This window comes from Brevundimonas sp. LPMIX5, from assembly GCF_003576505.1.
In the GTDB taxonomy this organism is placed as follows: domain Bacteria; phylum Pseudomonadota; class Alphaproteobacteria; order Caulobacterales; family Caulobacteraceae; genus Brevundimonas; species Brevundimonas naejangsanensis.
On sequence record NZ_QWTZ01000002.1, the window covers coordinates 744,204 to 768,041 of the forward strand.

A 23,838-nucleotide genomic window follows, 5' to 3' on the forward strand; every position below is an offset into this window, starting at 1 on the left:
CGTTCGCTCGATATTCCGGCTCTTTCCGCCGAACGGCAAAGGCGCGCGGAACCGTCAGCCACGCCTGTCGTTGCGCCTGGGTACGAAGGAGAACGACATGATTAAATGGGCTATCATTTTCGCCATCATCGCCGTTGTCGCCGGCCTGCTCGGCTTCGGCGGGATTGCGGGCGCCGCAGCGGGCATAGCCAAATTCCTGGCTGTTCTGGCGCTGATCATCTTCGCGATCTTCCTGGTGCTCGGCTTCACGGTGGCGAAGAAGGTCACCTAAAGCGAACCTGCGCCGCCCTGTCGCTGAACAGGGCGGCCGTATCCGCTCAACTATCGTCGGATACGCGCCCTGACAGGCGCCGCCTTACGGCCAGCCCATGCAACTCCACCCGCAGGCCGCCCATCGCAGACGGGGCGAACCGGACAGCGCCTCCATGCGCCTTCACCGCGGAGACCACGATCGACAGCCCCAGGCCGCTGCCGCCGCCGGGGCTGCCCGACGGCCGGAAGAATCGCTGTCCCAACCGTTCCAGATCGGCTGTGGTGACGCCCGGCCCGTCATCATCGACGGCGATGACGGCGAACGGTCCCTCGCCCTGTACCGACAGGCTGATGCGGCTGCGGGCGAACTGCCGCGCATTGGCCAGCAGATTGGCCGCCACAAGGCTGAAGCGATCAGGATCAGCGAAGACCTCGACGTCAGCGTCCGGCAACTGAAGCCGCGGCTCCGCCCCAAGAGCCTCGAAGTGAGCGGCGAGACCCGTCCACCGTTTTTCGCGATCATCGATGGCGGTTACGTCCTCGCGCGCAAGGGCCAGCAGTCCGGTGACCAGACGCGCGGTCCGGTCGACCGAGACCTGTATCTGCTCCAGCGCATGTCGGCGCGTCTGTTCGTCGCCGGTCGCGGCGGCGATCTGGGCCTGGATACGCAGCCCCGCCAACGGCGTGCGCAGTTCGTGCGCGGCGGCGGCTGTGAACTCCGTCTCCCGCAACCGGGCCGCGCGCACCCTGTCCATCAGAGCGTCCAGAGACTGCACGAAGGGCTGGAGATCAGACCCGCCGGGCGCCACGCCGATCGGCGACAGATCGTCGGCGTCCCGTTCGGTCAGGATGCGGGTCATCTGACGGACCGGCCGCAGCCCGGCCCCCACCGACCACCAGATCAGCACGCCCAATGCAGCCAGCCCCAGAGCCGCCGGACCGAGCAGGCCTGTGACGACGCTGCTGATCAGATGTTCGCGGATCGTCAGACTGTCTCCGACCATCACGCGATAGCCGTCGTCAGGCATGTGCACGGTGTAGACGCGCCACCACTCGCCTTCGATAACCCGCTCTGAAAAGCCGTCTTCGTCCGGCGCCAGACTCTCGGCCGGAGCGTTCTGGGAACGCGCGATGAGTTCGCCGTTCACCGTCCATATCTGACACGACAGCTGACGCTCATAGGCCGGAACAGGCCCCGGCAGGACCGGATTCACCACCGGCGTCATCTCGCCCGTGCGCATCAGGGACGACACCATGCGCGCCGATTCCATCAGCCGCCGGTCCAGCACGCGCTGGACCTCATGCCGGGTATGGATCTCCACCCAGACCACCGCTGCGCCCCACACCAGAGCGGTCACAAGGGCCAGAATGCCGAACAGCCTGATCCGGATGGAGGTCATTGCAGGGTGTATCCCACGCCGCGCACCGTGCGGATGAAGGCGGAACCCAGTTTGGCCCGCAGATGGTGGACGTGAACCTCGACGGCGTTGGAGCCTATCTCCTCCTGCCAGCCATAGAGACGCTCTTCCAGCTGGTTACGCGATTGCACGGCCGACGGCCGTTCCATCAGGGCCTCCAGGATGGCGAACTCTCGGCGCGACAGCGGCAGATCCTGTTCCCCGCGCCAAGCCAGCCGCGCCTTCGGGTCCAGCGTAACGTCCTTATGCGTCAGGGCCGGGCGAGACCGCCCGAGCAGCCGACGCCGCACAGCCCGCAGCCGCGCCGCCAGTTCATCAAGATCGAACGGCTTGCCAACATAGTCGTCGGCGCCCGCGTCCAGACCGCCGATCCGGTCCCGGCTTTCGTCGCGCGCCGACAGAATGACCACCCCGACGTCCATGTCGCGCTCCCGCACGAAACGCAGGACCTGAAGACCGTCGCCATCGGGCAGATTGAGGTCCAGGACGACGGCGTCGAACGCCGAGCTTTCAAGGGCGGCCAGGGCGTCCTCGATGCGGGTCATGGCCTCGACTGTCCAGCCGCACGCCGTCAGCCCGACCTGAAGGCCGTCCGAAAGCACCGGATCATCTTCCACTATGAGCAGTCTCATGCCCTATGCCTTCCGCCGCCCGGCTTAAGCCTGACTTAAGCTCTTACGCCGACCCCGGAAGCATGAAGATCATTTCCTGGCGCCTTCTGGCGATCCTGTTCGCCCTGATGCTGGCCGTCCCCGCCGTCGGACGCGCCCAGTCCTTCCTGTCTCCGGACCAGGCCTTCACGCTCAAGGTCTCGCGAGAGATCAACGGCGACCTGACGTTCCGGTGGGCCATCGCGCCGGGGCATTACCTGTATCGCGACCACACCGTCGCTGCCGCGCCAGGCGCCGAGGACACCCTCAGCCTGCGACTGCAGTCCGGCGAGAAGAAGGACGACCCCGGCTTCGGCGTGGTCGACATCTGGCGCACAGCCGGACAGGCGCGCCTGTCGGCGGCGACGCTGGAGCGCGCTGGCGCCCCTGGATCGATCAACATCACCTATCAGGGGTGCAAGGAAGACTCGATCTGCTATCCGCCGACCACGCGGACCGTCGCGGTTCCAGCCCTGCCCCGCGCCGCGCTCGCCGCCGCCGCGCCAACCCTGAAGGCGCCGCCCGCGCCTGAAAGCCTGTCAACGTCTGAACCTCAATCGGCGCCCGAGCCCGAAGCTCTGCCTGAATCTGAGGCCGTCGGCGCCACGGATGCAACCGCCGCCATTTACGACGCTTCGTCGATCCCCCCCGCCGTTCGACTGGACCAGAACGCGGGCTTCGTCGACCGGCTGGCGGATCAGGGGGGCTTCGCCTGGGTCCTGCTGGCCTTCTTCGGTTTCGGCGCGTTGCTGGCCTTCACCCCTTGCGTCTTCCCCATGTATCCGATCCTGGCCGGCGTGATCGGACGGGGCGTCGATGGACGCGGGACCCGGCGCGGGCTGGTGCTTTCCACGGCCTATGTCCTGGGACTGGCTACCGCCTTCGGCCTGCTGGGCGTGGCCGCCGCCTGGTCGGGTCAGAACCTGCAGATGGCGCTTCAGTCGGTCTGGGCCGTCGGCGCCCTGTCGATCATCTTCCTGGTGCTGGCCGCCTCCATGTTCGGCGGCTTCGAACTGCAGTTGCCGTCCGCCTGGACCAGCCGTCTTTCGCGCGACAACGGGACCGGGCGGCGCTCCGTCGGCTCGGCCGCCGGGCTGGGCTTCGCCTCGGCCCTGATCGTCGGCCCATGCGTGACCGCGCCGCTGGCGGGCGCCCTGCTCTACATCGCCCAGACCGGCGATGTCGGCCTCGGCGCGGCGGCTCTGTTCGCTCTGGGGCTGGGCAAGGGCGTGCCCCTGATCGTCTTCGGCACGGCCGGCGCCCGCTTCCTGCCCAAGGCCGGGGCGTGGATGGATCGGGTCAAGATTCTGTTCGGCTTCATCTTCCTGGGGATGGCCTGGTGGCTGGCGAGCCGTATTCTGCCGCCGACCGTCGTGCTGGCGCTGGGCGCGATGCTGGCTCTGGCCGCCGCCGCCGCTCTTGGCCTCTTCAGCGGCCCCGCGGCCAGCCGTCCGGCCGGCCTCGCCCGCGCCGCCGGACTGGCCGTCGCCGCCTGGGGGATCATGCTTCTGATCGGCCTCAGCATGGGCGCCGCCGATCCCTGGCGTCCGCTGGCCCCGCTCGCGTCCCGCTCGGCGCCCGGCGTCGCCGGGCCGGGCGCGGCGCCTGTCCCCGCCGCCGTGGTCGTTGACCCCGCCGGGCTGGAGCGCGCCATCGGCGACGCAGCCGCCCGCTCACGCCCGACGATGATCTATTTCACCGCCGACTGGTGCGTCATCTGTCGGCAGATGGACCGGCAAGTCTTCGCCGACGGCCGGGTCGTCGCCGCCCTTCAGAACGCCGATCTGATCAAGGTCGATGTGACGAACAACACGCCGGAAACCCGCCAGCTGATGGAGACCTACGGCGTGGTCGGCCCGCCGACGCTGATCTTCCTGTCCCCTGCATCACAGGAGCCTGCGTCCACCCGCCTGGTCGGCAAGACCACCGTGAGCAAGGTGCTGGCCTCGCTCGACAGCGCACAGGCCGCCCGATGAACGCGCTTGAGCTCGGCCCCCTCGTCCTGTCCGGCGAGCGGCTTTCCATCATCATCGGCATCTTCGTCTTCGTCGTCGGCTCGGGCCTCCTGGCCAGCCGGGTGAGCATCCGCTTCAACGCATGGAGCACCTTCGTCGTCTTCGGCGGCGTTCTGGTCGCCCGTCTGGCCTATGTCGTCGCCAACTGGCAGCACTTTCAGGCCGACCCCTTGCGCGCCGTCGCCGTCTGGCAGGGCGGTTTCGCCTGGCTCTGGGTCATCCCGGTCGTCGCGCTGGCGACGGCGGCGCTGCTCAAAACCGCCAAGGAACGCGCCTGGGCTCTGGCCCCGGTCGCCGTCAGCGCGCTGGCCTGGGTCGCAGCGCATCAGCTGGCGTCCGCGACCGAGCCCCTGCCCCCCGCCGAAATCACCCTGGCGCAGCTGGACGGCGCCCCGCTCGACATGGCCGCGCCGTCCGATCGCCCGACCGTGATCAACGTCTGGGCCAGCTGGTGCCCGCCCTGCCGCCGCGAGATGCCCGCCCTGGCCTCCGCCCAGAAGGCCAATCCCGACGTGCGCTTCCTGTTCGTCAATCAGGGCGAGGGCGAAGCAACCGTACGGACCTATCTGGCGCGCGAGGGCCTGACGCTGGAGCACGTCCTGCTTGACCCGCACATGGACCTGCCGCGCCACTACGGCACGGTCGGTCTGCCCATCACCTTCTTCCTTGGAAACGACGGGCGACTGGCCAGGGCGCATCTGGGCGAAATCGGGCCTGAGCGTATCGCCGCCGAAATCGCGCGGCTGGACTGAAACGGAAAATCCCCGACCCGTCTGCGTCTTAAGCCTGACTTAAGACCGGGCGTGGACGAAGCCCACACCTTTGAGGCGCGCGCCTCGCCGAGATCATGGCCGTAGATGGCCGTCATAACACCCGGAGAAGTCTGATCATGAACAAGCCCGCGCTCGCCCTGATGCTGGCCGCAACGATGAGCCTGGCGGCCTGCGGTCCGGCCGACGCCGCGCAGGACATGCCCATGATCGCAGAGGTCGGCTTCAGCGACCTGCTGAAGAATCCGGCGACGCCCTTCATCGGCGCCGAACAGGCCGACATCACCATCATCGGCTTCATGGATTACAACTGCCCCTACTGCAAAATGATGATCCCGGAGCTCAACGGCCTGATGGAAGCCGATCCGAAGGTGCGCGTGCTGTACAAGGAATGGCCCATCTTCGGCGCCGTGTCCGAGAACCTGGCGCGCATCGCCCTGGCCGCCGGCTATCAGGACAAGTACCACGCGGTGCACAACGCCTTCATGAGCGCGCCGGATCGCATCCAGACCAATCAGAAGGCGCGTCAACTGGCGACCGAAGCCGGCGTCGACATGGAACAGCTGGATCGCGACCTGGCGGCCCATCGCGAGGAAATCGACGCCGTCCTGCTGCTCAACAGCCGAGAGGCCGCCGCCCTCGCCCTCAACGGCACGCCGGCCTTCGTCATCAACGGCAATCTGATCCCCGGCGGAATGCCACAGGCCCAGCTGGAGGCCGTGATCGCCCGCATTCGCTCCGGTCAGCCCCTGCGCTGATTCAGCAGGCGAAGGCTCCATAATACAGGCTCGGGTTTCGGCGCGGCGCGGAAGACGCTGTGCGCCTCGCCGATCCCGCTTCCCCTCCGCCGCGTTCAGGGGAACCTCGGCAAACCAAGAACCGTTCTGAACGACATGAACCTTGGCCTTTTCTTCTTCGGCGTCCTGATGCTGGCGGTTCTTCTGACCGGGCTGGATCGCGCCATCACCGGCCCCCGGCGCGCTGCGGACAAGGATCAGGACGGCGAACCCGACGGCCCGCCAGAAGACTGACGCCCCACCTTTCGATCCGGCGACAAAGGACTATGTTGCCGCCACGCTGCGGCACGGTCGCGGCGCGTTCAACCTGTCCCGATTCGCTGAGCCCGCTTCATGTCCTACGTCGCCCGTGACGACCGCCCCGCCGACAAGGCCGAACGCTATGCCGAGGTCGAGGCCGAGATTCTGGCCGTGCTGGAGGGCGAGCCCAACCTGACGGCGCGCATGGCCACGGTAGCCTCGATGTTGGCTGACGCCTTCCCCGCCTTCTTCTGGACCGGCTTTTACGTCGTGGATGCGGACAAGGGCGACGAACTGGTGGTCGGGCCCTATCAGGGCACGCTAGGCTGCCTGCGCATCCCGTTCGGGCGCGGCGTCTGCGGCGCGGCGGCGAAGACGCGCCAGACTCAGGTGGTCGAGGACGTTCACGCCTTCCCCGGCCATATCGCCTGCGACAGCCGTTCGGCCAGCGAGATCGTGGTTCCGGTGCTGGACGCGGCAGGCGACCTGATCGCCGTGCTCGATGTGGACGCCACGGAGACAGCCGCCTTCGACGCCGTGGATGCGGCGGCGTTGGAACGGCTGATGGCCAAGGTGTTCGGCGCGGGGTGAGACCTCAAAACCATGCGTATAGGAATCGACTTCGGCGGCACCAAGATCGAGGCGGCGGCGCTGGATGCATCCGGCGCCTTCATCGCGCGCATACGCGAGCCGAACCCCGGAACCTATGACGCCGCGATCAGCCTCGTCGCCGACCTGATCGCACGGGTCGAGGCCGAGGTCGGCCCTGCGCAATCGGTCGGACTGGCCATTCCCGGCTCGCTCTCACCGCGCACCGGCCTGATCCGCAACGCCAACTCAATATATCTGAACGGCCGCTGCTTCGGCGATGATCTGGAGGCCACGCTGGGCCGCCCGGTGCGGCTGGCGAACGACGCCAACTGCCTGGCCCTGTCAGAATCCGCCGACGGCGCGGGCGTGGGCGCCGCCAGCCTGTTCGGCGTCATCCTGGGCACCGGCTGCGGCGGCGGACTGGTCATCGACGGCAAGCTCGTCGAGGGCGCGCACGGCGTCGCCGCCGAGATCGGCCACATCTCCCTGCCCTGGCCCTCGGCGGACGAGGCGCCCGGCCCTGCCTGCTGGTGCGGCCTGCATGGCTGTCTCGAGACCTGGGTGTCCGGCACCGGCTTCCAGCGCGATCATGAAGCCGCGACCGGTCGGGCGCGGACGGCGCAGGCCATCGTGGATGTCGCACGCGCTGGCGATGTGCAGGCGGTGGCCGCGCTGGATCGCTACATCGACCGACTGGGGCGCGCGCTGGCGATGGTCGTCAACCTGGCCGACCCGGAGGTCTTTGTGCTGGGCGGCGGAATGTCGAACGTGGACGAGCTTTACGACCGCCTGCCGCAGGTCGTGGCGCGCCATGTCTTCTCCGACCATTGGGACGGGCGGATCGTCCCGGCGAAGTGGGGCGACTCCTCGGGCGTGCGCGGCGCCGCGCGGCTGTGGGACGCCTGATCTCCAATTGATCGGGGCACGCGCCCCGCTATGGTCCGCACCGAACCGACAGGAGCAGGAAGCATGAGCCAGAGAGTCGTGGCGATCACCGGCGGATACGGCGCCCTTGGCCGGGCGGTCGTCGAGGCGGCGCAGGCGCGCGGCCTGTCCGTCGCCGTCATCGGCCGCACCCCGCCGCGCACGCCGAACCCCGATGTGTTCGAGATCAACGGCGTCGACCTGACCGACCCCGCCCAGGCCAAGGCCGCGATCGAGGCCGTCACCGCCCATTACGGCCGTCTGGACGCCCTGCTGAACATCGCCGGCGGCTTCGTCTGGAGCCCGGTCGAAAGCGATGGCGATGAATTCGACCGGATGCACGCCCTCAACGTCAAGACGACGCTGAACGCCAGCCGCGCCGCCCTGCCCTATCTGAAGGCCTCAGACGAAGGCCGCATCGTCAACATCGGCGCCAACGGCGCGATCAAGGCCGGGCATGGCATGGGCGCCTACGCCGCCTCCAAGGCCGGGGTTCACCGCCTGACCGAGGCCCTGGCCGAGGAGTTGAAGTCGACCTCGGTGACGGTCAACGCCGTCCTGCCCTCCATCATCGACACGGCGGCCAACCGCACCGACATGCCCGACGCCGATCCGTCGAAGTGGGTCGCGCCCGCCGATCTGGCCGCCGTCATCCTGTTCCTCGCCTCGCCCGAGGCGCGGGCGGTGACGGGCGCCCTGATCCCCGTCACGGGCAAGGTCTGATGCGGGTTCGCAGCGTCCTCTACCTGCCCGCCTCGAATGCGCGGGCCATCGAGAAGGCCCGCACCCTGCCATGCGACGTGGCGATGCTGGACCTTGAGGACGCCGTCGCTCCCGAAATGAAGGCTGAAGCCCGTGCGGCCGCCGTCGCGGCGACGAAGGAAGGCGGCTTCAGCCCGCGCCTTGGCGTGCGGATCAACGGTCTCGACACGCCGTGGGGCGCCGACGACCTGAAGGCCCTGCGTGACGCCCCCGTCGACCTGATCGTCGCGCCCAAGGTCGAGAGCGCGGCCATGGTACACGCCCTGTCGGCGGCGCTGCGCCCCGGCGTCGCCCTGTGGGCCATGATCGAGACGCCGCGCGCTCTGGTGGATCTCGGCGAGATCGCCGGGGCGGACAGGGCCTTGAGCGGCCTGATGCTGGGTGTCAACGATCTGGCCAAGGACCTGAAGACCGGCGCGTCGCCCGACCGCGAGCCGCTGAAGCCCTGGCTGGCGGCCGTCGTGGCCCATGCCCGCGCCAACGGCCTGAGCGTCATCGACGGCGTGTTCAACCGCATCAAGGACGAGGCCGGATTCGCCGCCGAGTGCGCGCAGGGGAGGCTCTACGGCTTTGACGGCAAGAGCCTGATCCATCCCGCTCAGATCGAGGGCGCCAACGCAGCGTTCGGCCCTTCGCCCGACGAGATCGAATGGGCGCGCAAGGTAGTGGCCGCCTTCGCCACGCCCGAGGCCGCCGGGCTGGGCGTCATCCGCGTCGAGGGCGAGATGGTGGAGCGGCTGCACCTGCACGCCGCCCAAAACCTTCTAGCCGATCTCTGACCCTTCTCCCCTTGAGGGAGAAGGTGGGCGCCGGAGGCGCTCGGATGAGGGGTGTCGGCGCGAGGGCAGATGATTAGCGACTTCGCTGGGAAACATTTCGGACAGGGCGCGCTCACACCCCTCATCCGTCAGGCTCCGCCTGCCACCTTCTCCCTCAAGGGGAGAAGGAAGAGCGGGGTGGCGCCTTCTTACGGCAGACCTTAGACACGGCTCCATGACCGCACCGCTTCCGCCCCTGTCGAAAACCCGCGCCTGGGTCTGTGCGCCCGGGGTGCTGAAGGCGCCGTTCCTGTCCGCCTTCCTGACCGATTACGACCTGTCCGCCCTGCCCGGATCGTCCATCGAGGCCGTCCTCGGCTGGGGCATGAAGCCGACGGCGGAAGCGGGCCGACGCTGGGCGGCGAAGCACGGCAAACCCTATGTCGCGCTGGAAGACGGCTTCCTGCGCTCGGTCGGCATCGGCGAGGGCGGAGCGACCAGCCTGAGCTTGATCGTCGATGATCTGGGCATCTATTACGACGCGACCCGGCCCAGTCGGTTGGAACATCTCATTCAGACCGCGCCCGACTGGTGCGACGATGCGATGCGCGGACGGTCGCGTGCGTTGATCGACCGCATCGTCGCCTCCGGCGTGTCCAAGACCAATATGGGCGGGCCGGTGGACCCCGGCCTGCTGAAACCCGGCCGCCGGGTGCTGATCGTGGACCAGACCTTCGGCGACGCCTCCATCGGCTATGGGCTGGCGACCGAGGCCAGCTTCTCCGAGATGCTGGCGACCGCCCGGCGCGACGAGCCGGACGCCCAGTTGATCGTCAAGCGCCACCCCGCCGTGGCGGCGGGTCGCAAGCAGGGCTGCATCCCGGCGGACCAGCTTCAGGGCGTCACCCTGATCGACACCGACGTGCGGCCTGCCGACCTGCTGGCGGCAGTAGACGCGGTCTATGTCGTGACTTCGGCGCTGGGGTTCGAGGCGCTGTTGAGGGGCCTGCCGGTGCGCTGCTTCGGCGCGTCCTTCTATTCCGGCTGGGGGCTGACGACGGATGCGGTTCAGACCGGACGACGCGGCGTGGCGCGTGATCTGGAGCAGGTCGCGGCGGCGGCCCTGATCGCCTACACCCGCTATGTCGATCCCGTCACCGGCCAGCGATGCGAGGCGGAACAGGCGCTGGATCGGCTGATCGCCCTGCGCGACCGGGCCGACCGGCTGGCAGGGGACTGGGCGGCGGTCGGCTTCGCCCCGGCCAAGCGGCCGCCGGTGCGCCGCCTGCTGAACTCGCCCAAGGGCCGCGTGCGCTATTTCTGGCGCTCATCCGCCGCCGTCGCCCATGCGCGGGCGACGGACGGCAGGCTGATCTGGTGGGCCGGCAAGGAGACGCCGCAGATCCGCGCCGCCGCCGACGCCTTCGAGGGGCCCGTCGTGCGGATGGAGGACGGCTTCATCCGCTCGCGCGGGCTGGGGTCCGACTTCTTCGGCGCCCTGTCGGTCGCGCTGGACGATCAGGGGGTCTATTACGACCCGACCCGACCCAGCCGTCTGGAAAGCCTGATCGAGGCGGGCGAGCCGTCGCCCGATCAGGCGGCGCGGGCCGAGGCCCTTCGCGCCCGCGTGGTCGATGCGGGCCTGTCGAAATACAATCTGAAGGGCGCGGGCGTTCCGGCGCACTGGCCGACCGACAAGCCCATCCTGCTGGTCGTGGGCCAGGTCGAGAACGACCGCTCGATCATGATGGGCTGCGGACCGGACCTTCGCACCAACTCGGGTCTGGTGAAGGCGGCGCGGGCGGATCATCCCGACGCCTTCCTGATCTATCGCAACCACCCGGACGTGACTGCGGGCAACCGGCCCGGCCTGCTGGACCATGCGGCGATGGAGGAGGTCGACGCCTCGGCCGACGATCTGGACATCGTGGACTGTCTGAACGCCTGCGACCGATTGGCGACCCTGACGTCGTTGACCGGGTTCGAGGCCCTGATGCGGGGCAAGCCGGTCAGCGTCTATGGTCGCCCCTTCTATGCGGGCTGGGGCCTGACCGACGATCAGCTGACGTTCGAACGGCGCACGCGCCGCGCCAGTCTGCAGAGCGTCATCCACGCCGCCCTGATCGGCTATCCGGTCTATGTCACGCCGGACGGCTGGCCGTGCGAGGCCGAGGATTTGGTCGAGGCCCTGATCGCTGCGCGCGACCATCCCCTGCCCGCCCCGCCGCGCGGTCGGATCAATCGCTGGTGGCGGGGCATAAAGGCCAGTCTCGACCGCAGCCTTCCCCCGGCTTATTGAGGAAGTTCGTCATCGCAACGGACTGAGTCCGGCCCGCGAGGCGCCCGAACTTCGCCGCGAGGCGCCGACATAAGGCTTGTCGAGCGCCGGGGACTCCATGTTCCCTCATGCAGCGAGGCGCCGCGCGCCGAGCGTCAGGGAACCATACAGTGCAAAAAGCCGTCATCTCCGCCACCGGCCTGTTCACGCCGGAACAGTCGATCTCGAACGAGGAGCTGGTCGGCGCCTACAACGCGTGGGCGGAAGGCTGGAACGCGGCCAACGCGCAGGCCATCGCCGCCGGAGAGGTCGAGGCCAAGACGCCCTCGTCCGAAGCCTTCATCGAGAAGGCCTCGGGCATCAAGGCGCGCTACGTCATGGACAAGTCAGGCATCATCGACCCCGAGCGGATGCTGCCGCACCTGCCCGCGCGCGGCGACGACGAACTGTCGATCCTGGCCGAAATGGCGGTGAAGGCCGCTGAAGACGCCATCAGGGCCTGGGGCAAGCCGGTCAGCGAGATCGGCGCCGTCATCTGCGCTGCATCGAACATGCAGCGCCCCTACCCCGCCATGGCCATTGAGGTGCAGCAGGCGCTGGGCATTGAGGGCTTCGCCTTCGACATGAACGTGGCGTGCAGCTCGGCCACCTTCGGCATCAAGACGGCAGCGGACTTCGTGGCCTCGGGCTCGGTCAAGGCCGTGCTGATGGTGAACCCGGAAATCTGCTCGGCGCACCTGAACTTCAAGGATCGCGACAGCCACTTCATCTTCGGCGACGTCGCCACCGCCGTCATCATCGAGGCCGAGGATCAGGCCGAGCCGGGCGGCTGGGACATTCTGGGCACGAAGCTGCAGACCAGCTTCTCGAACAACATCCGCAACAATTTCGGCTTTCTGGACCGCGCCGCCCTGCCGACCGACGGGCATGAGCCCGTCTCGCCCGACGGCCTGAGCGACAAGATGTTCGTCCAGCAGGGTCGCAAGGTGTTCAAGGAGGTGGTGCCGATGGTGTCGGAGATGATCCTGGACCACGCCGCCGAACTGAGCCTGGACCCGCACGGACTGAAGCGCCTGTGGCTGCACCAGGCCAACATCAACATGAACACCCTGATCGGCAGGAAGGTGCTGGGTCGCGAGCCTGAGCCCGGCGAGAACGTCATCATCCTGGACGACTACGCCAACACCTCCTCGGCCGGGTCGATCATCGCCTTCCATCTGCACCACGAGGGCTTCGCGCCGGGCGATACGGGTCTGATCTGCAGCTTCGGCGCAGGTTATTCGGCGGGCACGGTTTTTGTGCAAAAGCGCCCCTGATTCAGTCGTTCGGGAATCATTATTTCCGGCGGCGCTTGCACTGTTCGGAAAATTTTGCAAACCGTAACGCGTCGAGAAACAGGGGGGACGATGCCCGAATGACTCAGACAGCTTTGCCTTGGGCTGAAAAACTCAGTGATCCGCTGGCGCACGACGTGGCCACGGTGTTGCAACGCATGGGCGGTTCCGCCCATCAGGATATAGTCATCAACTGCGTCGCGGCGTTGAAGCGCCAACGCGGCGAGTCGGTGACTCAGGACCTCAAGATGAAGATCATCGAGGTGTTTGAACGCTATCGCGACTTCTTCATCCGCCCCTTCGGCGAAGGGTCCCTGCGCTGGGCTCTGGCGCCCGACGTCGCCTGACCCATAAGGTTTCAGTCAACGAAAAAGGCCCGCTCCGATGGAGCGGGCCTTCGTCATTTCAGACTATCCGCGCTTAGAAGCGACGGATGTAGCTGACCGAATAGGCGTCAGCCTCGCCGCGGTCATCGCGGAAGTCACGACGGGTCCAGTCGGCGCGGACGCCGTTCACGCCGTCCAGGTAGTAGTTGGCGCCGACGCCATAGTTCCAGCTGTCGCCGCCGACCTTGGTCTCGGCGCCCGCCAGTTCCTGCTTCAGCTCGGTGTGGCCGTAGCCGCCGCGAGCGAACAGTTCCAGCTTGTCGCCGATCGGGTATTTGCCGACGACATAACCGGCGGCGTCCCACTCATGCTTGATCTGGCCATCGACGCCGGCGACGGTGATGTCCTTATCCTTGACCCCTACCCCCACTTCCGTCTCGACGGCGAGGTAGCGGTTCAGGTCGACGCCCAGGCGCCCGCTGACGGCGCCGGTCTGGGCTGCGTCGCCTTCCATATGCGTGTAACCCAGCGATCCATAACCGCGCGGCTCAGGATTCGATTGAGCAAACGCCGGAACGGCAAGAACAGACATAGCGGCGGCGGCGAGAAGAACGTTACGCATTATTTCATACTCCTTAGATGATGTGACTTCTGTGATCACATGCCCCATCCAACACAGGGATAAATGGGTAGGCAGGACCTATAGTTCCATGCCGAATATCAAAGACATAGCCCTGTGATGCAATAACGACACATACAGTGTTACATCTAGATCTCAAAAAAGAAGGGCGCGCTCCGCCGAGAAGCGCGCCCGATCCGTTCGCTTAAGTCGGCTTAGAAGCGACGGACGTAGTTGACCGAATAAACATCCACCTCGCCGCCATCGTCGGTAAAGTCACGGCGGGTCCAATCGCCGCGCAGGCCGTTCTGAGCGTCGAAGTAGTAGTTGGCGCCGACGCCGTAATTCCAGCTTTCACCGTCGGCCTTGCTCTCAAAACCGGCCAGTTCGCCCTTGATGCGGGTCGTGCCGTAACCGCCGCGCGCAAACAGTTCAAAGTTGGGCGTAACCGGGAGCGTGCCGACCGCATAGGCGGCCAGATCGTAGTCGTGCTTGATCTTGCCCTTGGCGCCGGCGACGGTGAAGTCGTCGTCCTTCACCCCGATCGAGCCCTCGCCCTCAACGCCGAAATAAGGGTTGAACTTGGCGCCCAGACGACCGGTCACCGCGCCCAGGTCCCCATCTGAATGGTCCAGTTGCGAATAGCCGAGCGTACCATAATAGGTGGGGCCGCCCGGCTGCACGACCTGGGCCGCAGCCGGCAGGGCGAATACAGACAGCGCGGCGGCGGCGAGAATAACATTACGCATGAGCTTCAATCACTCCTTATTGCGATGAGCAGGACTGGCCTGACCACCTTGCGGAGAAACAAAGCTCGCACGCCGCAGACGTTCCTTATGCTTCATGAAGAAGTCGATGACTGTGCAATCGGAAGCACACACGACGTTCCTTCAAGAGCGACTATTATAAGACAAGAAAAAGGCGACCCTTTCGGATCGCCCTTTCCTTATCGATTTTGAGAGCCGACCTTAGCGGTCCTTCTCGCGCTCTACGCCCGAACGGGCGGCCAGCGCCGCCTGCGCCGCCGCCAGACGGGCGATCGGCACGCGGTAGGGCGAGCAGGAGACGTAGTCCAGCCCCACCTCTTCGCAGAAGGCGATGGACGACGGGTCGCCGCCATGTTCGCCGCAGATGCCCATCTTCATGCCCGGCTTGGCCGCGCGACCGCGCTCCTCGGCGATGCGGATCAGGTCGCCCACGCCGTTCTGGTCCAGACGGACGAAGGGGTCGTTCTCGAAGATGCCCTTGTCCAGATAGACCTGCAGGAAGCGACCGGAATCGTCGCGGCTGATGCCGAAGGTTGTCTGGGTCAGGTCGTTGGTGCCGAAGCTGAAGAACTCGGCGTGTTCGGCCAGATCGGCGGCGCGCAGGGCAGCGCGCGGCAGTTCGACCATGGTGCCGACCAGATAGTCCACGCTGTCGCCCGCCTCGACAAAGACGGCCTTGGCCGTGCGGTCGGTCAGCTCGCGCAGATATTTCATCTCCAGACCCAGGGCGACCAGCGGGTGCATGATCTCCGGGATCGGGGCGACGCCGGTGGACGCCTTCACCTGCAGCGCCGCCTCAAGGATGGCGCGGACCTGCATTTCATAGATTTCCGGATAGGCCACGCCCAGGCGACAGCCGCGATGGCCCAGCATGGGGTTGGTTTCCTGAAGCTCCCTGGCCCGACGCTTCAGCTTGGCCGCGTCCAGCCCCTGATGCGCGGCCAGGGCGTCGATTTCAGCCTCGGTGTGCGGGATGAACTCGTGCAGCGGCGGGTCCAGCAGACGCACGGTCACCGGCAGACCGCTCATGATCGCGAACAGTTCGGTGAAGTCGGCCTTCTGGAACGGCGCGATCTTGGCCAGGGCGGCGCGACGGCCCGCCTCATCATCGGCCAGGATCATCTCGCGCACCGCCGCAATGCGGTCGTCGTCAAAGAACATGTGTTCGGTGCGCGACAGGCCGATGCCCTCGGCGCCGAAACCGCGCGCAGTCTTGGCGTCCAGGGCGGTCTCGGCGTTGGCGCGGACCTTCAGGCGGCGGATGCCGTCGGCCCAGCCCATCAGGGTCTGGAAATCGCCCGTCAGCTCCGGCTCGATCATGGCCACGGCGCCGTCCAGCACCTCGCCCTTGCCGCCGTCGATGGTGATGACCTCGCCCGCCTTGAAGGTACGGCCGCGCGCGGTGAAGGTCCCCGCCTTCTCATCGATCGAGATTTCGCCCGCGCCCGAGACGCAGGGGCGCCCCATGCCGCGCGCCACCACCGCTGCGTGGCTGGTCATGCCGCCGCGCGCCGTGACGATGCCGCGCGCCGCGTGCATGCCGTGGATGTCTTCCGGGCTGGTCTCGTCGCGGACCAGGATGACGGCGTCGCCCTGCTGGCCCAGACGTTCCGCCTCGTCGGCGTCGAAGACGATCTTGCCGGTCGCTGCACCCGGCGAGGCGGGCAGGCCCGCCGCCACCACCGTGCGCGCCGCCTTGGGGTCCAGCGTCGGGTGCAGCAGTTGGTCTAGCGCCGCCGGTTCGACGCGGCTGACCGCCTCGTCCTGAGAGATGACGCCTTCCGAAGCCAGGTCCACAGCGATCTTCAGCGCCGACTTGGCCGTGCGCTTGCCGTTGCGGGTCTGCAGCATCCACAGACGGCCCTGTTCGACCGTGAACTCGATGTCCTGCATGTCGCGGTAGTGGCTTTCCAGCCGCCCCACCACGTCGACGAACTGGGCGAAGACCTCAGGCATGGCCTCTTCCATCGAAGGAGCCGTTTCGCCCATCTCCTCGCGGCCCGCCTTGGTCAGGGACTGCGGCGTGCGGATGCCGGCCACCACGTCCTCGCCCTGGGCGTTGATCAGGAACTCGCCGTACAGCTTGTTCTCGCCCGTCGAGGGGTTGCGGGTGAAGGCGACGCCGGTGGCCGAGGTCTCGCCCATGTTGCCGAACACCATCGACTGAACGTTGACGGCCGTGCCCCAGCTTTCAGGGATGTCGTGCATGCGGCGATAGAATTTCGCCCGGTCGTTCATCCAGCTTTCGAACACGGCGCCGACGGCGCCCCACAGCTGGGCCTGAGGATCCTGCGGGAAGGGCTTGCCCAGTTCGCGCTCGACCAGGGCCTTGTAGTCCGCGACCACCTTTTCCCAGTTCTCGGCGGTCAGTTCGGTGTCGACCGAGACGCCCAGACGATCCTTGTGGTCGTCCAGCACCTCTTCGAAATAGTCGTGGCCCAGACCCAGCACCACGTTGGAGTACATGGTGATGAAGCGGCGGTAGGAATCGAAGGCGAAGCGGCGGTCGCCCGACAGCTTGGCCAGACCCTCGACCGTCTGGTCGTTCAGGCCCAGGTTCAGCACCGTGTCCATCATGCCCGGCATGGAGGCGCGGGCGCCCGAGCGCACCGAGACCAGCAGCGGGTTGGCGGCGTCGCCGAAGGTCTTGCCCACCACGCCCTCGACATGGGCCAGGGCCGCCTTGACCTGATCGGTCAGGTCGGTCGGATAGGTCTCTTCATTGGCGTAATACCAGGTGCAGACCTCGGTGGTGATGGTGAAGCCCGGCGGCACCGGCAGGCCGAGGGACGACATCTCGGCCAGGTTCGCCCCCTTGCCGCCGAGAAGATTCTTCATCGAAGCGTCGCCGTCAGCGGATCCGCCGCCAAAGCCGTACACCCACTTGGTCATTTCGCAGTTCCTGAACCGTGGTCTGACTGCGGGTCCCAGCCCCGCATATGTAGAAGGGTGCGGGTATATTCTGAGTCCCGCCTTACGGACGCCCTCACTAGCGCGCTGCACCTGCGAAGGCGAGGCTGCAGTTGCAACAATCCGTGAGGGGATGTTTCGTCCGGCAGAACCGGGGCGCAGCGTGACGCACTGGAGGAAGCGGTCGAGGCCGCCTATCTAGGCCTTATGCCTATCGCCCGCCTCGACAGTCGCGCCCTGATCCGCATCAGCGGCCCCGACGCCCGCCCTTTCCTGCATAATCTGCTCACCCAGAACGTGGAGACGCTGCAGCCCGGCGAACTGCGCTTCGGTGCTCTGCTTTCGCCGCCGGGACGGCTGATGTTCGACCTGTTCATCTGGGGCGAGGAGGACGGCGTCATTCTGGATGTGGCGGCCGACCGGCGCGACGCCCTGCTCCAGCGTCTGTCGATGTACAGGCTGCGCTCCAGCGTGGATGTGATGGCGATTCCCGACGCAGTCTTCGTCGCCTGGGGCGCCGACAGGCCGGACGGCTTTGTCGATGATCCCCGCTTGCCGGCGCTGGGCGGCCGCCGCTGGGGAGATCAGAGCGAGACCGACGCGACAGAGGCCGACTGGCAGGCGCACCGCCTGACGCTGGGCGTGCCCGATCCCACAGCCGACACGCTGCAGGACAAGACCTATCCGATCGAGGCGGACTTCGACCTGCTGAACGGCATCGACTTCCACAAGGGCTGCTTCATCGGTCAGGAGACGACCTCGCGGATGAAGCGGCGCGGCACGATCAAGAACCGCATGATGGCCATCACCTTCGACGGCCCCGCCCCCGAACGCGGCGCCGAGGTGCTGAACGGCGACCTGCGGGCGGGCGAAGTCATGACCGGCGCCGAGGGGCGCGCCATCGCCCTGATGCGCTTGGACCGCATGGAAGGCGACCTGACCGTCGAGGGCCGCTCCGTGCGGGTCGCGAAGCCCGACTGGATCCCTGATTTTCAAGGCTGAATTCGAAAGAACGGAAAATCTGCTTGTCGTGATGTAAAAGTCGCTTGACGTAAACGCGACATCGTTGGTAAAGCTCACTTGTCAACACGACAGGGGAGCTTGTCATGAATACCCAGATCACCGCCGCAGGCGAAGCCGCCGCCCGTAACAAGAAGAAGATGGACGATCTGACCGTCGTTCTGTGCGCCCTGACCGTGGTCGGAGTCAGCGCCACCGCCGCCACGCCCTTCTGGCCCGACGCCTGGGGCCGCGCGCCGTCGATCGGCGTTGTCGTCCTGGGCGCCGGACTGGCCGTCTTCACCGCCCTGCACACCCTCTACTGGTGGCGCGCCCTGGATGAGGCCGCCAAAGAGGCGCACAAATGGGCCTGGTGGTGGGGCGGCAACCTGGGCCTCGTCGCAGGCGGCGCGGCCGTCGTCATCGCCGCCCTCGCAGGCGTGAATTTGCTGCCCGCCGCCGTGCCGCACACCGACGCTGCCCTGATCGCCCTGGGCGTCTTCGCCGTCTTCGCGGCCCAGGCCGTCGGCTATGGCCTCGCCTGGTGCGGCTGGTGGATCGCCCGTCGATGACCAGCGCCTTCGTCAATCGCCTGAAGGTCTTCCGCGCTGAACGCGACTGGACCCAGGCCGATCTGGCCGAGCGCCTGGGCGTCTCGCGCCAGACCATCCAGGCGCTGGAGAAGGGCCGCTACGACCCTTCCCTGCCCCTCGCCTTCCGCATTTCCCGCCTCTTCGACCAGCCGATCGAAGCCATCTTCATCGCCTGATCCGGCCGCTCTTTAGACCAAACCCCTAAAATCCAAGGACTTTGCAATGACCCTCGCACACCGCATGGGCCAGTCGGCCAACTGTGTCTCGCGCTTCGCCGCCGGACTGCTGGCCGCCCTGGCCGCCTCCGCCGCCCTCGCCGCCACCCCCGGCGTCGCCCACGCCGAAGCCCCCGGCTCGGTTTCCGCGGCGCCCATCCCCCGCGCCGAGGGCGCCGGCCCCCCGCTGTGGGTGGTCAGAGACGCGGACTCCACCGTCTATCTGTTCGGCACGGTCCATGTGCTGCGTCCCGGCACGGCCTGGGGCTCGGACAAGGTCGACGCCGCCTTCGCCAGCGCGTCCGACATCTGGGTCGAGATCGCCGATCAGGACGATCAGGCCGTGGTCATGCCGGTGATCCAGCAGCATGGCGTCGATCCGTCCCGCCCCCTGTCGTCCATCCTGTCGGCCGCAGACTTCGCCGCCTTCGACAAGCTCGCCCAGGCCAATGGCGCGTCAGGCGCGGCGCTGGACGCCTATCGTCCGTGGCTGGCGGCCTTCATGATCTCCATGTCGGGCCCGACCAACGCGGGCTATCGGTCCGAGGCGGGCGTCGACAAGACGTTGATGGATCGCGCCAGGGCGCAGGGCAAGGCGCTGCACGGCTTTGAAACCGCCGACATCCAGGTGCGCCTGATCGCGGGCATGAGCGAAGAGGCTCAGGTCGCCTATCTGAACAACTATGTCCGCAACGCAGACGGCATCGTCACCAATCTGGATGATACCGTCGCCGCCTGGCTGAAGGGCGACGCCGCCGAGGCGGGCCGCCTGAACCGCGTCAACACCCGCGACATTCATGAAGACATCCACCGCGCCGCCCTGATCGAGCGCAACGCCGACTGGACCAACCAGATCGAGACGATGATGCAGGGCGCAGGCACCGCCTTCGTCGCCGTCGGCGCCGCCCACCTGATGGATCAGGACAGCGTGATCGACATGCTGACGGCGAAGGGCTTCACGGTCGAGCGGCTGTAAAACGCCCTTCAACATCCCATGAGGGCCCGGCGGAAACGTCGGGCCTTTTCGCTTGCGCCGTCAGAACATTCCCGCAACCTCGCGCCATGACCGAATCCGAAAAGGCTGAAGGCCGCTGCGGCTGGTGCGGGACGACGGACCCGCTCTACATCGCCTATCACGACACCGAATGGGGCGTGCCCGAATACGACCCTCGCGCTCTGTGGGAGAAGCTGGTGCTGGACGGCTTTCAGGCCGGGCTGGCCTGGATCACCATCCTGAGAAAGCGAGAGGGGATGCGCGACGCCTTCGACGGCTTCGATCCCGAGGTCATCGCCCGCTATGGAGAGGCCGACCGTGCGCGATTGCTGGCCGACCCGCGCATCATCCGCTCCGGCGCCAAGGTCGACGCCGCCATCAACGGCGCCCGCATCTGGCTGGACATGCGCGACAACGGCGAGGACTTTTCGGCCTGGCTGTGGTCCTTCGTCGACGGCCGGCCGCTGGTGAATCAGTGGAGAGATTTCCGCGACGCCCCGACCCAGACGCTAGAAAGCGTCGCCATGGCCAAAGCCTTGAAGGCGCGCGGTTTCAAGTTCTGCGGCCCGGTCATCGTCTACGCCTTTCAGCAGGCGGTCGGTATGGTGAACGATCACCAGACCACCTGCTTCCGACACGCACAGATCAACGACGCACACGGACAAAAACATCAATCGGCGGGACGTGACGGTGGATCTGGTGACTGACGATCGCATCGCAACAACCCGAACCTTATAACAGATTGCTTTCGATTTCGGCCACCCCTACCTAAACCTGCAATGGCTTGGTCGATGACGACATTGGCAAGACTGTTGGCCGCGCTGACTCTGGTCGTCGCGGCGTTCGCCATTGCGCCCATCGCCGACGCCGCCGCCTGCGGGCCGGAACCGCTGGCCGCTCACCAAGTGATCGACCACGATCCGGCGGCCGGGGATCATGACGGCTCAGGCGGCGAACCCGGCCTGTGCGCCCACGGCCATTGCCATCACACCGCCAGCGAACGGCATCCCTCGCGCGATTTCGTTCTCATCGGTCTGCCGGCCCATGTCGAACATGGCCGCCCGCTGAACGATCGTCTGGCTTCCTGCGCGCCCGAAGGCCTGAAGCGCCCTCCCAGAGCCTGAGCTGAGATCCGCGCAGTCGTGCGCGCTCCTGTTCAGTAATTCTGGAAATCAAACATGTTATCGCTGCATCGTCGTCGATCGCGCCTCGCGATCGGCTGCGCGCTCGTCTTGCTGGGCGCGGCGTCGGCCGCCCCGTCGTGGGCCGACCCCGCTCCGACCTATGCCGAGCTTGTCGCTCGCCTCGACCAGACGCCCGCTTCCGCAGAAGCCGCCGCCCTTGTCGACGCCGCCGAGGCGCGTGTCCGCCAGGCCCGCGTCCGCCCCAACCCCAGTCTGGATCTGAGCGCCGAGAACGTCGCCGGGTCCGGCCCTTATAACGGCTTTGGAGGCGGCGATTTCAGCCTGTCCTTCAGCCAGGATCTTGAACTGTGGGGTCGACGTTCGGCCAGGGTGAACGCCGCCCGCGCCGATGCAGGCGCGGCGTCTCTGAGACGCGACCTCGCCCTGATCGATACGGCCGGTCGGCTGGCCCTGACCTATGCCGAAGCCGAAGCGGCCCAGCTTCGCGCGGCCCTGGCCGAAGAGGCGCTGAGCCTGTCCGTGGCCGACGCCCGCGCGGCGCTGGCCCTGGTCGAGGAAGGGCGAGAGCCTCTTCTGCGCGGCATACAGGCCGAGAGCGAGGCCGCCGCCGCCCGCGCCGCGTTGGACGAGGCCAAAGCCGAGCGTGACGCCGCCTTCGCCCGGCTGAGCGCCGTCGCCATGCTGCCGACCCCCGCGACCTCGATCGCGGTCGGGTTACTGGATGCGTCAGCGACGCCCTCAAGCCCTTCCCACCGCGAAGCGCCCACGGTGCGCGTGGCTGAGGCCGAGGCGACGGCGGCCGAGCGCCGCATCGACATCGAGCGTATCAACGGCCGCCCCGATGTCACCGCCCGCGTCGGCGTGACCCGCTTCGGCGCCGAGGACCAGACGGCCCTGACCTTCGGCCTCAGCCTGCCCTTGCCGCTGTTCGACCGGAACCGGGGGAGCATCGACGCGGCCCGCGCCGAGCACCGGGCTGCCCAAGCGCGGGTCATGCAGGCGCGTCAGGACGCCGGAGCCGACCGGGCCGCCGCGATGGCGCGTCTCGCGTCGTCCGCCAGCCGCGTGTCAGCCGCCGATGCAGGCGTGACCTCGGCCGAGGAGGCCTATCGCCTGTCGCGCATCGGCGCCGAAGCGGGACGCATCTCGCAACTGGAGCTGCGCACCGGACGCGCGGCTCTGATCAACGCCCGATCCGCCGCTGTCGACGCCCGCATGGCGCGCGTCCGCGCCGAGATCGACCTGGCGCGCCTGGAAGGCCGCCTCCCCTTTGAAGGAAGTCGCTGATGCGCAATACCTTGTCGAAGAAAGAAGCCCTGCTCGTCGGCGTCGCCGCTGTTCTCATGCTGGGGATCGGCGGGCTGACGCTGTCTCTTGTCCGGCATGACCCGCCCAGCGCCGTCGCGGCTGTCAAGGAAGCCGAGCCCGAAGGCGAAACCACGGGCGAAACCGCCGAAACGCCCGAGGGCGTGATCGAACTGACCGCCGAACAGCTTCAGGCGGCGGGCATTTCCGTCGTCGCCGTCTCGCGCGGCGGCGGCGGCGAAACCCGTCTGTCCGGCCGGGTCGAGGCCATGGTCGACGCGCGCGCCGCTGTCGGCGCCGTGGTTGGCGGCACGGTCGAGCGGGTGCTGGTCGCGCCGGGCCAGGCGGTCCGCGCGGGCCAGCCTCTGGTCAGCCTGATCAGCGGCGACGGCGCTGCATTACGCGCCGAGATCGATGCAGCCTCGGCCGCCGCGACCGCCGCGCGTCAGGCGCATCAGCGCAACCGCAATCTGGCCGATCAGGGCGTCGTCGCCCGTCAGGAGGTCGAGGCCTCGCAGGCTCAGGCCGCCAGCGCCGAGGCTATGGCTCGCGCCGCGCGGGCGCGGGCGACGGCGGCGGGCTCGCCCAACGCCTCGGGCCGGATGAGCATCGTCAGCCCCATCGCGGGCGTCGTCGCCAATGTTCAGGTCGGCCCCGGCGGCTTCGTCGGTCAGGGCGCGGTCGTGGCCGAAGTGACCAATCCGGCGCGCGTCGAACTGGTCTTCAACGCCCCGCCGCAACTGGCCGCTCAGGTCCGCCTCGGCTCGCACGTGCGCGTCACCGGCCCGCAGGGCGAGTTCGACGCCCTCGTCACCGGCGTCGCCGCCGACGCCGGATTGCAGGACAGCGGCGCGACCGTGATCCGCGCCCGGCCCGAAAGCGGCCGCCTGCCTCCCGCCGGGTCGCCCGTCACCGGCGCCGTGCTCACACAAGGCCAGTCGGGCGGCGCCCTGACCGTGCCGTCCGAAGCGGTGCAGGCGGTCGACGGCGCCACGGTGGTCTTCGTTCAGACCGGCCAAGGCTTCCGCGCCCAGCCCGTGCTGGCCGGCCGTCAGGCCGGGGGCTCTACCGAAATCCTGCGCGGCCTGACCGGGACCGAAAAGGTCGCGGCGGCCAACGCCTTCCTGCTCAAGGCCGAACTGGCCAAGGGCGAAGCCGAGCACGGCCATTAAGGGA

The 23,838-nt window shown here is 67.6% G+C and carries 25 protein-coding genes; 20 read left to right on the top strand and 5 right to left on the bottom strand.

The features are described from left to right. Positions 1 to 97 precede the first annotated feature (97 nt). On the top strand, positions 98 to 271 hold the full coding sequence (locus tag D1604_RS04675) for a DUF1328 family protein (protein ID WP_024353917.1): 174 nt from the start codon (positions 98 to 100) through the stop codon (positions 269 to 271). Between the two features lie 46 nt (positions 272 to 317). On the opposite strand, the gene D1604_RS04680 is transcribed toward D1604_RS04675, so the two are convergent. Next, entirely contained in the window at positions 318 to 1,652 is a 1,335-nt protein-coding gene (locus D1604_RS04680; RefSeq protein ID WP_119412365.1) for an ATP-binding protein, read from the bottom strand. Then, positions 1,649 to 2,302: a response regulator gene (locus D1604_RS04685; protein ID WP_003167414.1), complete on the bottom strand. Its 654-nt coding sequence runs from the start codon at positions 2,300 to 2,302 to the stop codon at positions 1,649 to 1,651. The genes D1604_RS04680 and D1604_RS04685 overlap by 4 nt, the downstream gene beginning before the upstream one ends. Before the next feature lie 62 nt (positions 2,303 to 2,364). Here D1604_RS04685 and dsbD point away from each other — a divergent pair, with 62 nt between their 5' ends. The 11 genes from dsbD to D1604_RS04735 all read left to right on the top strand — a co-directional run bounded on the left by dsbD (position 2,365) and on the right by D1604_RS04735 (position 13,136). After that, positions 2,365 to 4,296, top strand: a complete 1,932-nt coding sequence (dsbD, locus tag D1604_RS04690) for a protein-disulfide reductase DsbD (RefSeq protein WP_119412366.1) — start codon at positions 2,365 to 2,367, stop codon at positions 4,294 to 4,296. Further along, positions 4,293 to 5,087 carry a TlpA disulfide reductase family protein gene (locus D1604_RS04695; protein ID WP_119412367.1) on the top strand — a complete coding sequence of 265 codons (795 nt, stop codon included), beginning with the start codon at positions 4,293 to 4,295 and terminating at the stop codon, positions 5,085 to 5,087. The genes dsbD and D1604_RS04695 overlap by 4 nt, the downstream gene beginning before the upstream one ends. Positions 5,088 to 5,224: 137 nt before the next feature. Further along, complete coding sequence (locus tag D1604_RS04700) at positions 5,225 to 5,863, top strand: DsbA family protein (protein ID WP_024353912.1); 639 nt, start codon at positions 5,225 to 5,227, stop codon at positions 5,861 to 5,863. 135 nt (positions 5,864 to 5,998) lie between these two features. After that, a complete protein-coding gene (locus tag D1604_RS15715) occupies positions 5,999 to 6,136 on the top strand; it encodes a hypothetical protein (RefSeq protein ID WP_158584910.1) in 138 nt (45 codons plus the stop codon). A 99-nt stretch (positions 6,137 to 6,235) separates the two neighbouring features. Continuing rightward, a complete protein-coding gene (locus D1604_RS04705) occupies positions 6,236 to 6,733 on the top strand; it encodes a GAF domain-containing protein (RefSeq protein WP_119412368.1) in 498 nt (165 codons plus the stop codon). A gap of 12 nt (positions 6,734 to 6,745) precedes the next feature. After that, positions 6,746 to 7,639, top strand: a complete 894-nt coding sequence (locus D1604_RS04710; protein ID WP_119412369.1) for an ROK family protein — start codon at positions 6,746 to 6,748, stop codon at positions 7,637 to 7,639. A gap of 63 nt (positions 7,640 to 7,702) precedes the next feature. After that, positions 7,703 to 8,380, top strand: a complete 678-nt coding sequence (locus tag D1604_RS04715) for an SDR family NAD(P)-dependent oxidoreductase (protein ID WP_119412370.1) — start codon at positions 7,703 to 7,705, stop codon at positions 8,378 to 8,380. After that, entirely contained in the window at positions 8,380 to 9,198 is an 819-nt protein-coding gene (locus D1604_RS04720; RefSeq protein ID WP_119412371.1) for an HpcH/HpaI aldolase/citrate lyase family protein, read from the top strand. The genes D1604_RS04715 and D1604_RS04720 overlap by 1 nt, the downstream gene beginning before the upstream one ends. Before the next feature lie 214 nt (positions 9,199 to 9,412). Beyond that, the gene (locus D1604_RS04725; RefSeq protein ID WP_233551865.1) at positions 9,413 to 11,476 is read left to right on the top strand and encodes a capsular polysaccharide biosynthesis protein; all 2,064 of its coding nucleotides are present in this window, start codon (positions 9,413 to 9,415) and stop codon (positions 11,474 to 11,476) included. A 149-nt stretch (positions 11,477 to 11,625) separates the two neighbouring features. Then, entirely contained in the window at positions 11,626 to 12,771 is a 1,146-nt protein-coding gene (locus D1604_RS04730; protein WP_119412373.1) for a beta-ketoacyl-ACP synthase III, read from the top strand. A gap of 98 nt (positions 12,772 to 12,869) precedes the next feature. Further along, positions 12,870 to 13,136 (top strand): hypothetical protein, encoded by a 267-nt coding sequence (locus tag D1604_RS04735; RefSeq protein WP_024353905.1) that lies wholly within the window; start codon positions 12,870 to 12,872, stop codon positions 13,134 to 13,136. Between the two features lie 73 nt (positions 13,137 to 13,209). On the opposite strand, the gene D1604_RS04740 is transcribed toward D1604_RS04735, so the two are convergent. The 3 genes from D1604_RS04740 to ppdK form a co-directional block, all read right to left on the bottom strand. Further along, entirely contained in the window at positions 13,210 to 13,737 is a 528-nt protein-coding gene (locus D1604_RS04740; RefSeq protein ID WP_024353904.1) for a porin family protein, read from the bottom strand. Between the two features lie 212 nt (positions 13,738 to 13,949). Continuing rightward, on the bottom strand, positions 13,950 to 14,483 hold the full coding sequence (locus D1604_RS04745) for a porin family protein (protein ID WP_119412374.1): 534 nt from the start codon (positions 14,481 to 14,483) through the stop codon (positions 13,950 to 13,952). A 219-nt stretch (positions 14,484 to 14,702) separates the two neighbouring features. Next, positions 14,703 to 17,393, bottom strand: a complete 2,691-nt coding sequence (ppdK, locus tag D1604_RS04750) for a pyruvate, phosphate dikinase (protein WP_119412375.1) — start codon at positions 17,391 to 17,393, stop codon at positions 14,703 to 14,705. A gap of 225 nt (positions 17,394 to 17,618) precedes the next feature. Between ppdK and ygfZ the strand changes: the two genes are divergently transcribed. From ygfZ to D1604_RS04790, 8 genes are all read left to right on the top strand, one after another. Continuing rightward, positions 17,619 to 18,413 (top strand): CAF17-like 4Fe-4S cluster assembly/insertion protein YgfZ, encoded by a 795-nt coding sequence (gene ygfZ, locus D1604_RS04755; protein ID WP_119412376.1) that lies wholly within the window; start codon positions 17,619 to 17,621, stop codon positions 18,411 to 18,413. Between the two features lie 104 nt (positions 18,414 to 18,517). Then, entirely contained in the window at positions 18,518 to 18,982 is a 465-nt protein-coding gene (locus D1604_RS04760; RefSeq protein ID WP_119412377.1) for a hypothetical protein, read from the top strand. Then, positions 18,979 to 19,179 carry a helix-turn-helix transcriptional regulator gene (locus D1604_RS04765; protein WP_119412378.1) on the top strand — a complete coding sequence of 67 codons (201 nt, stop codon included), beginning with the start codon at positions 18,979 to 18,981 and terminating at the stop codon, positions 19,177 to 19,179. Before D1604_RS04760 ends, D1604_RS04765 begins: the two co-directional genes overlap by 4 nt. A 46-nt stretch (positions 19,180 to 19,225) precedes the next feature. Next, positions 19,226 to 20,194, top strand: a complete 969-nt coding sequence (locus D1604_RS04770; RefSeq protein ID WP_119412379.1) for a TraB/GumN family protein — start codon at positions 19,226 to 19,228, stop codon at positions 20,192 to 20,194. A gap of 86 nt (positions 20,195 to 20,280) precedes the next feature. Continuing rightward, a complete protein-coding gene (locus D1604_RS04775) occupies positions 20,281 to 20,919 on the top strand; it encodes a DNA-3-methyladenine glycosylase I (protein ID WP_119412380.1) in 639 nt (212 codons plus the stop codon). Between the two features lie 105 nt (positions 20,920 to 21,024). Continuing rightward, positions 21,025 to 21,336, top strand: coding sequence for a hypothetical protein (locus tag D1604_RS04780; RefSeq protein WP_233551866.1), 312 nt, complete (start codon positions 21,025 to 21,027; stop codon positions 21,334 to 21,336). A gap of 54 nt (positions 21,337 to 21,390) precedes the next feature. Then, positions 21,391 to 22,644 (top strand): TolC family protein, encoded by a 1,254-nt coding sequence (locus tag D1604_RS04785; protein ID WP_119412382.1) that lies wholly within the window; start codon positions 21,391 to 21,393, stop codon positions 22,642 to 22,644. After that, a complete protein-coding gene (locus D1604_RS04790) occupies positions 22,644 to 23,834 on the top strand; it encodes an efflux RND transporter periplasmic adaptor subunit (protein ID WP_119412383.1) in 1,191 nt (396 codons plus the stop codon). The genes D1604_RS04785 and D1604_RS04790 overlap by 1 nt, the downstream gene beginning before the upstream one ends. The last annotated feature ends 4 nt before the right edge of the window (positions 23,835 to 23,838 follow it).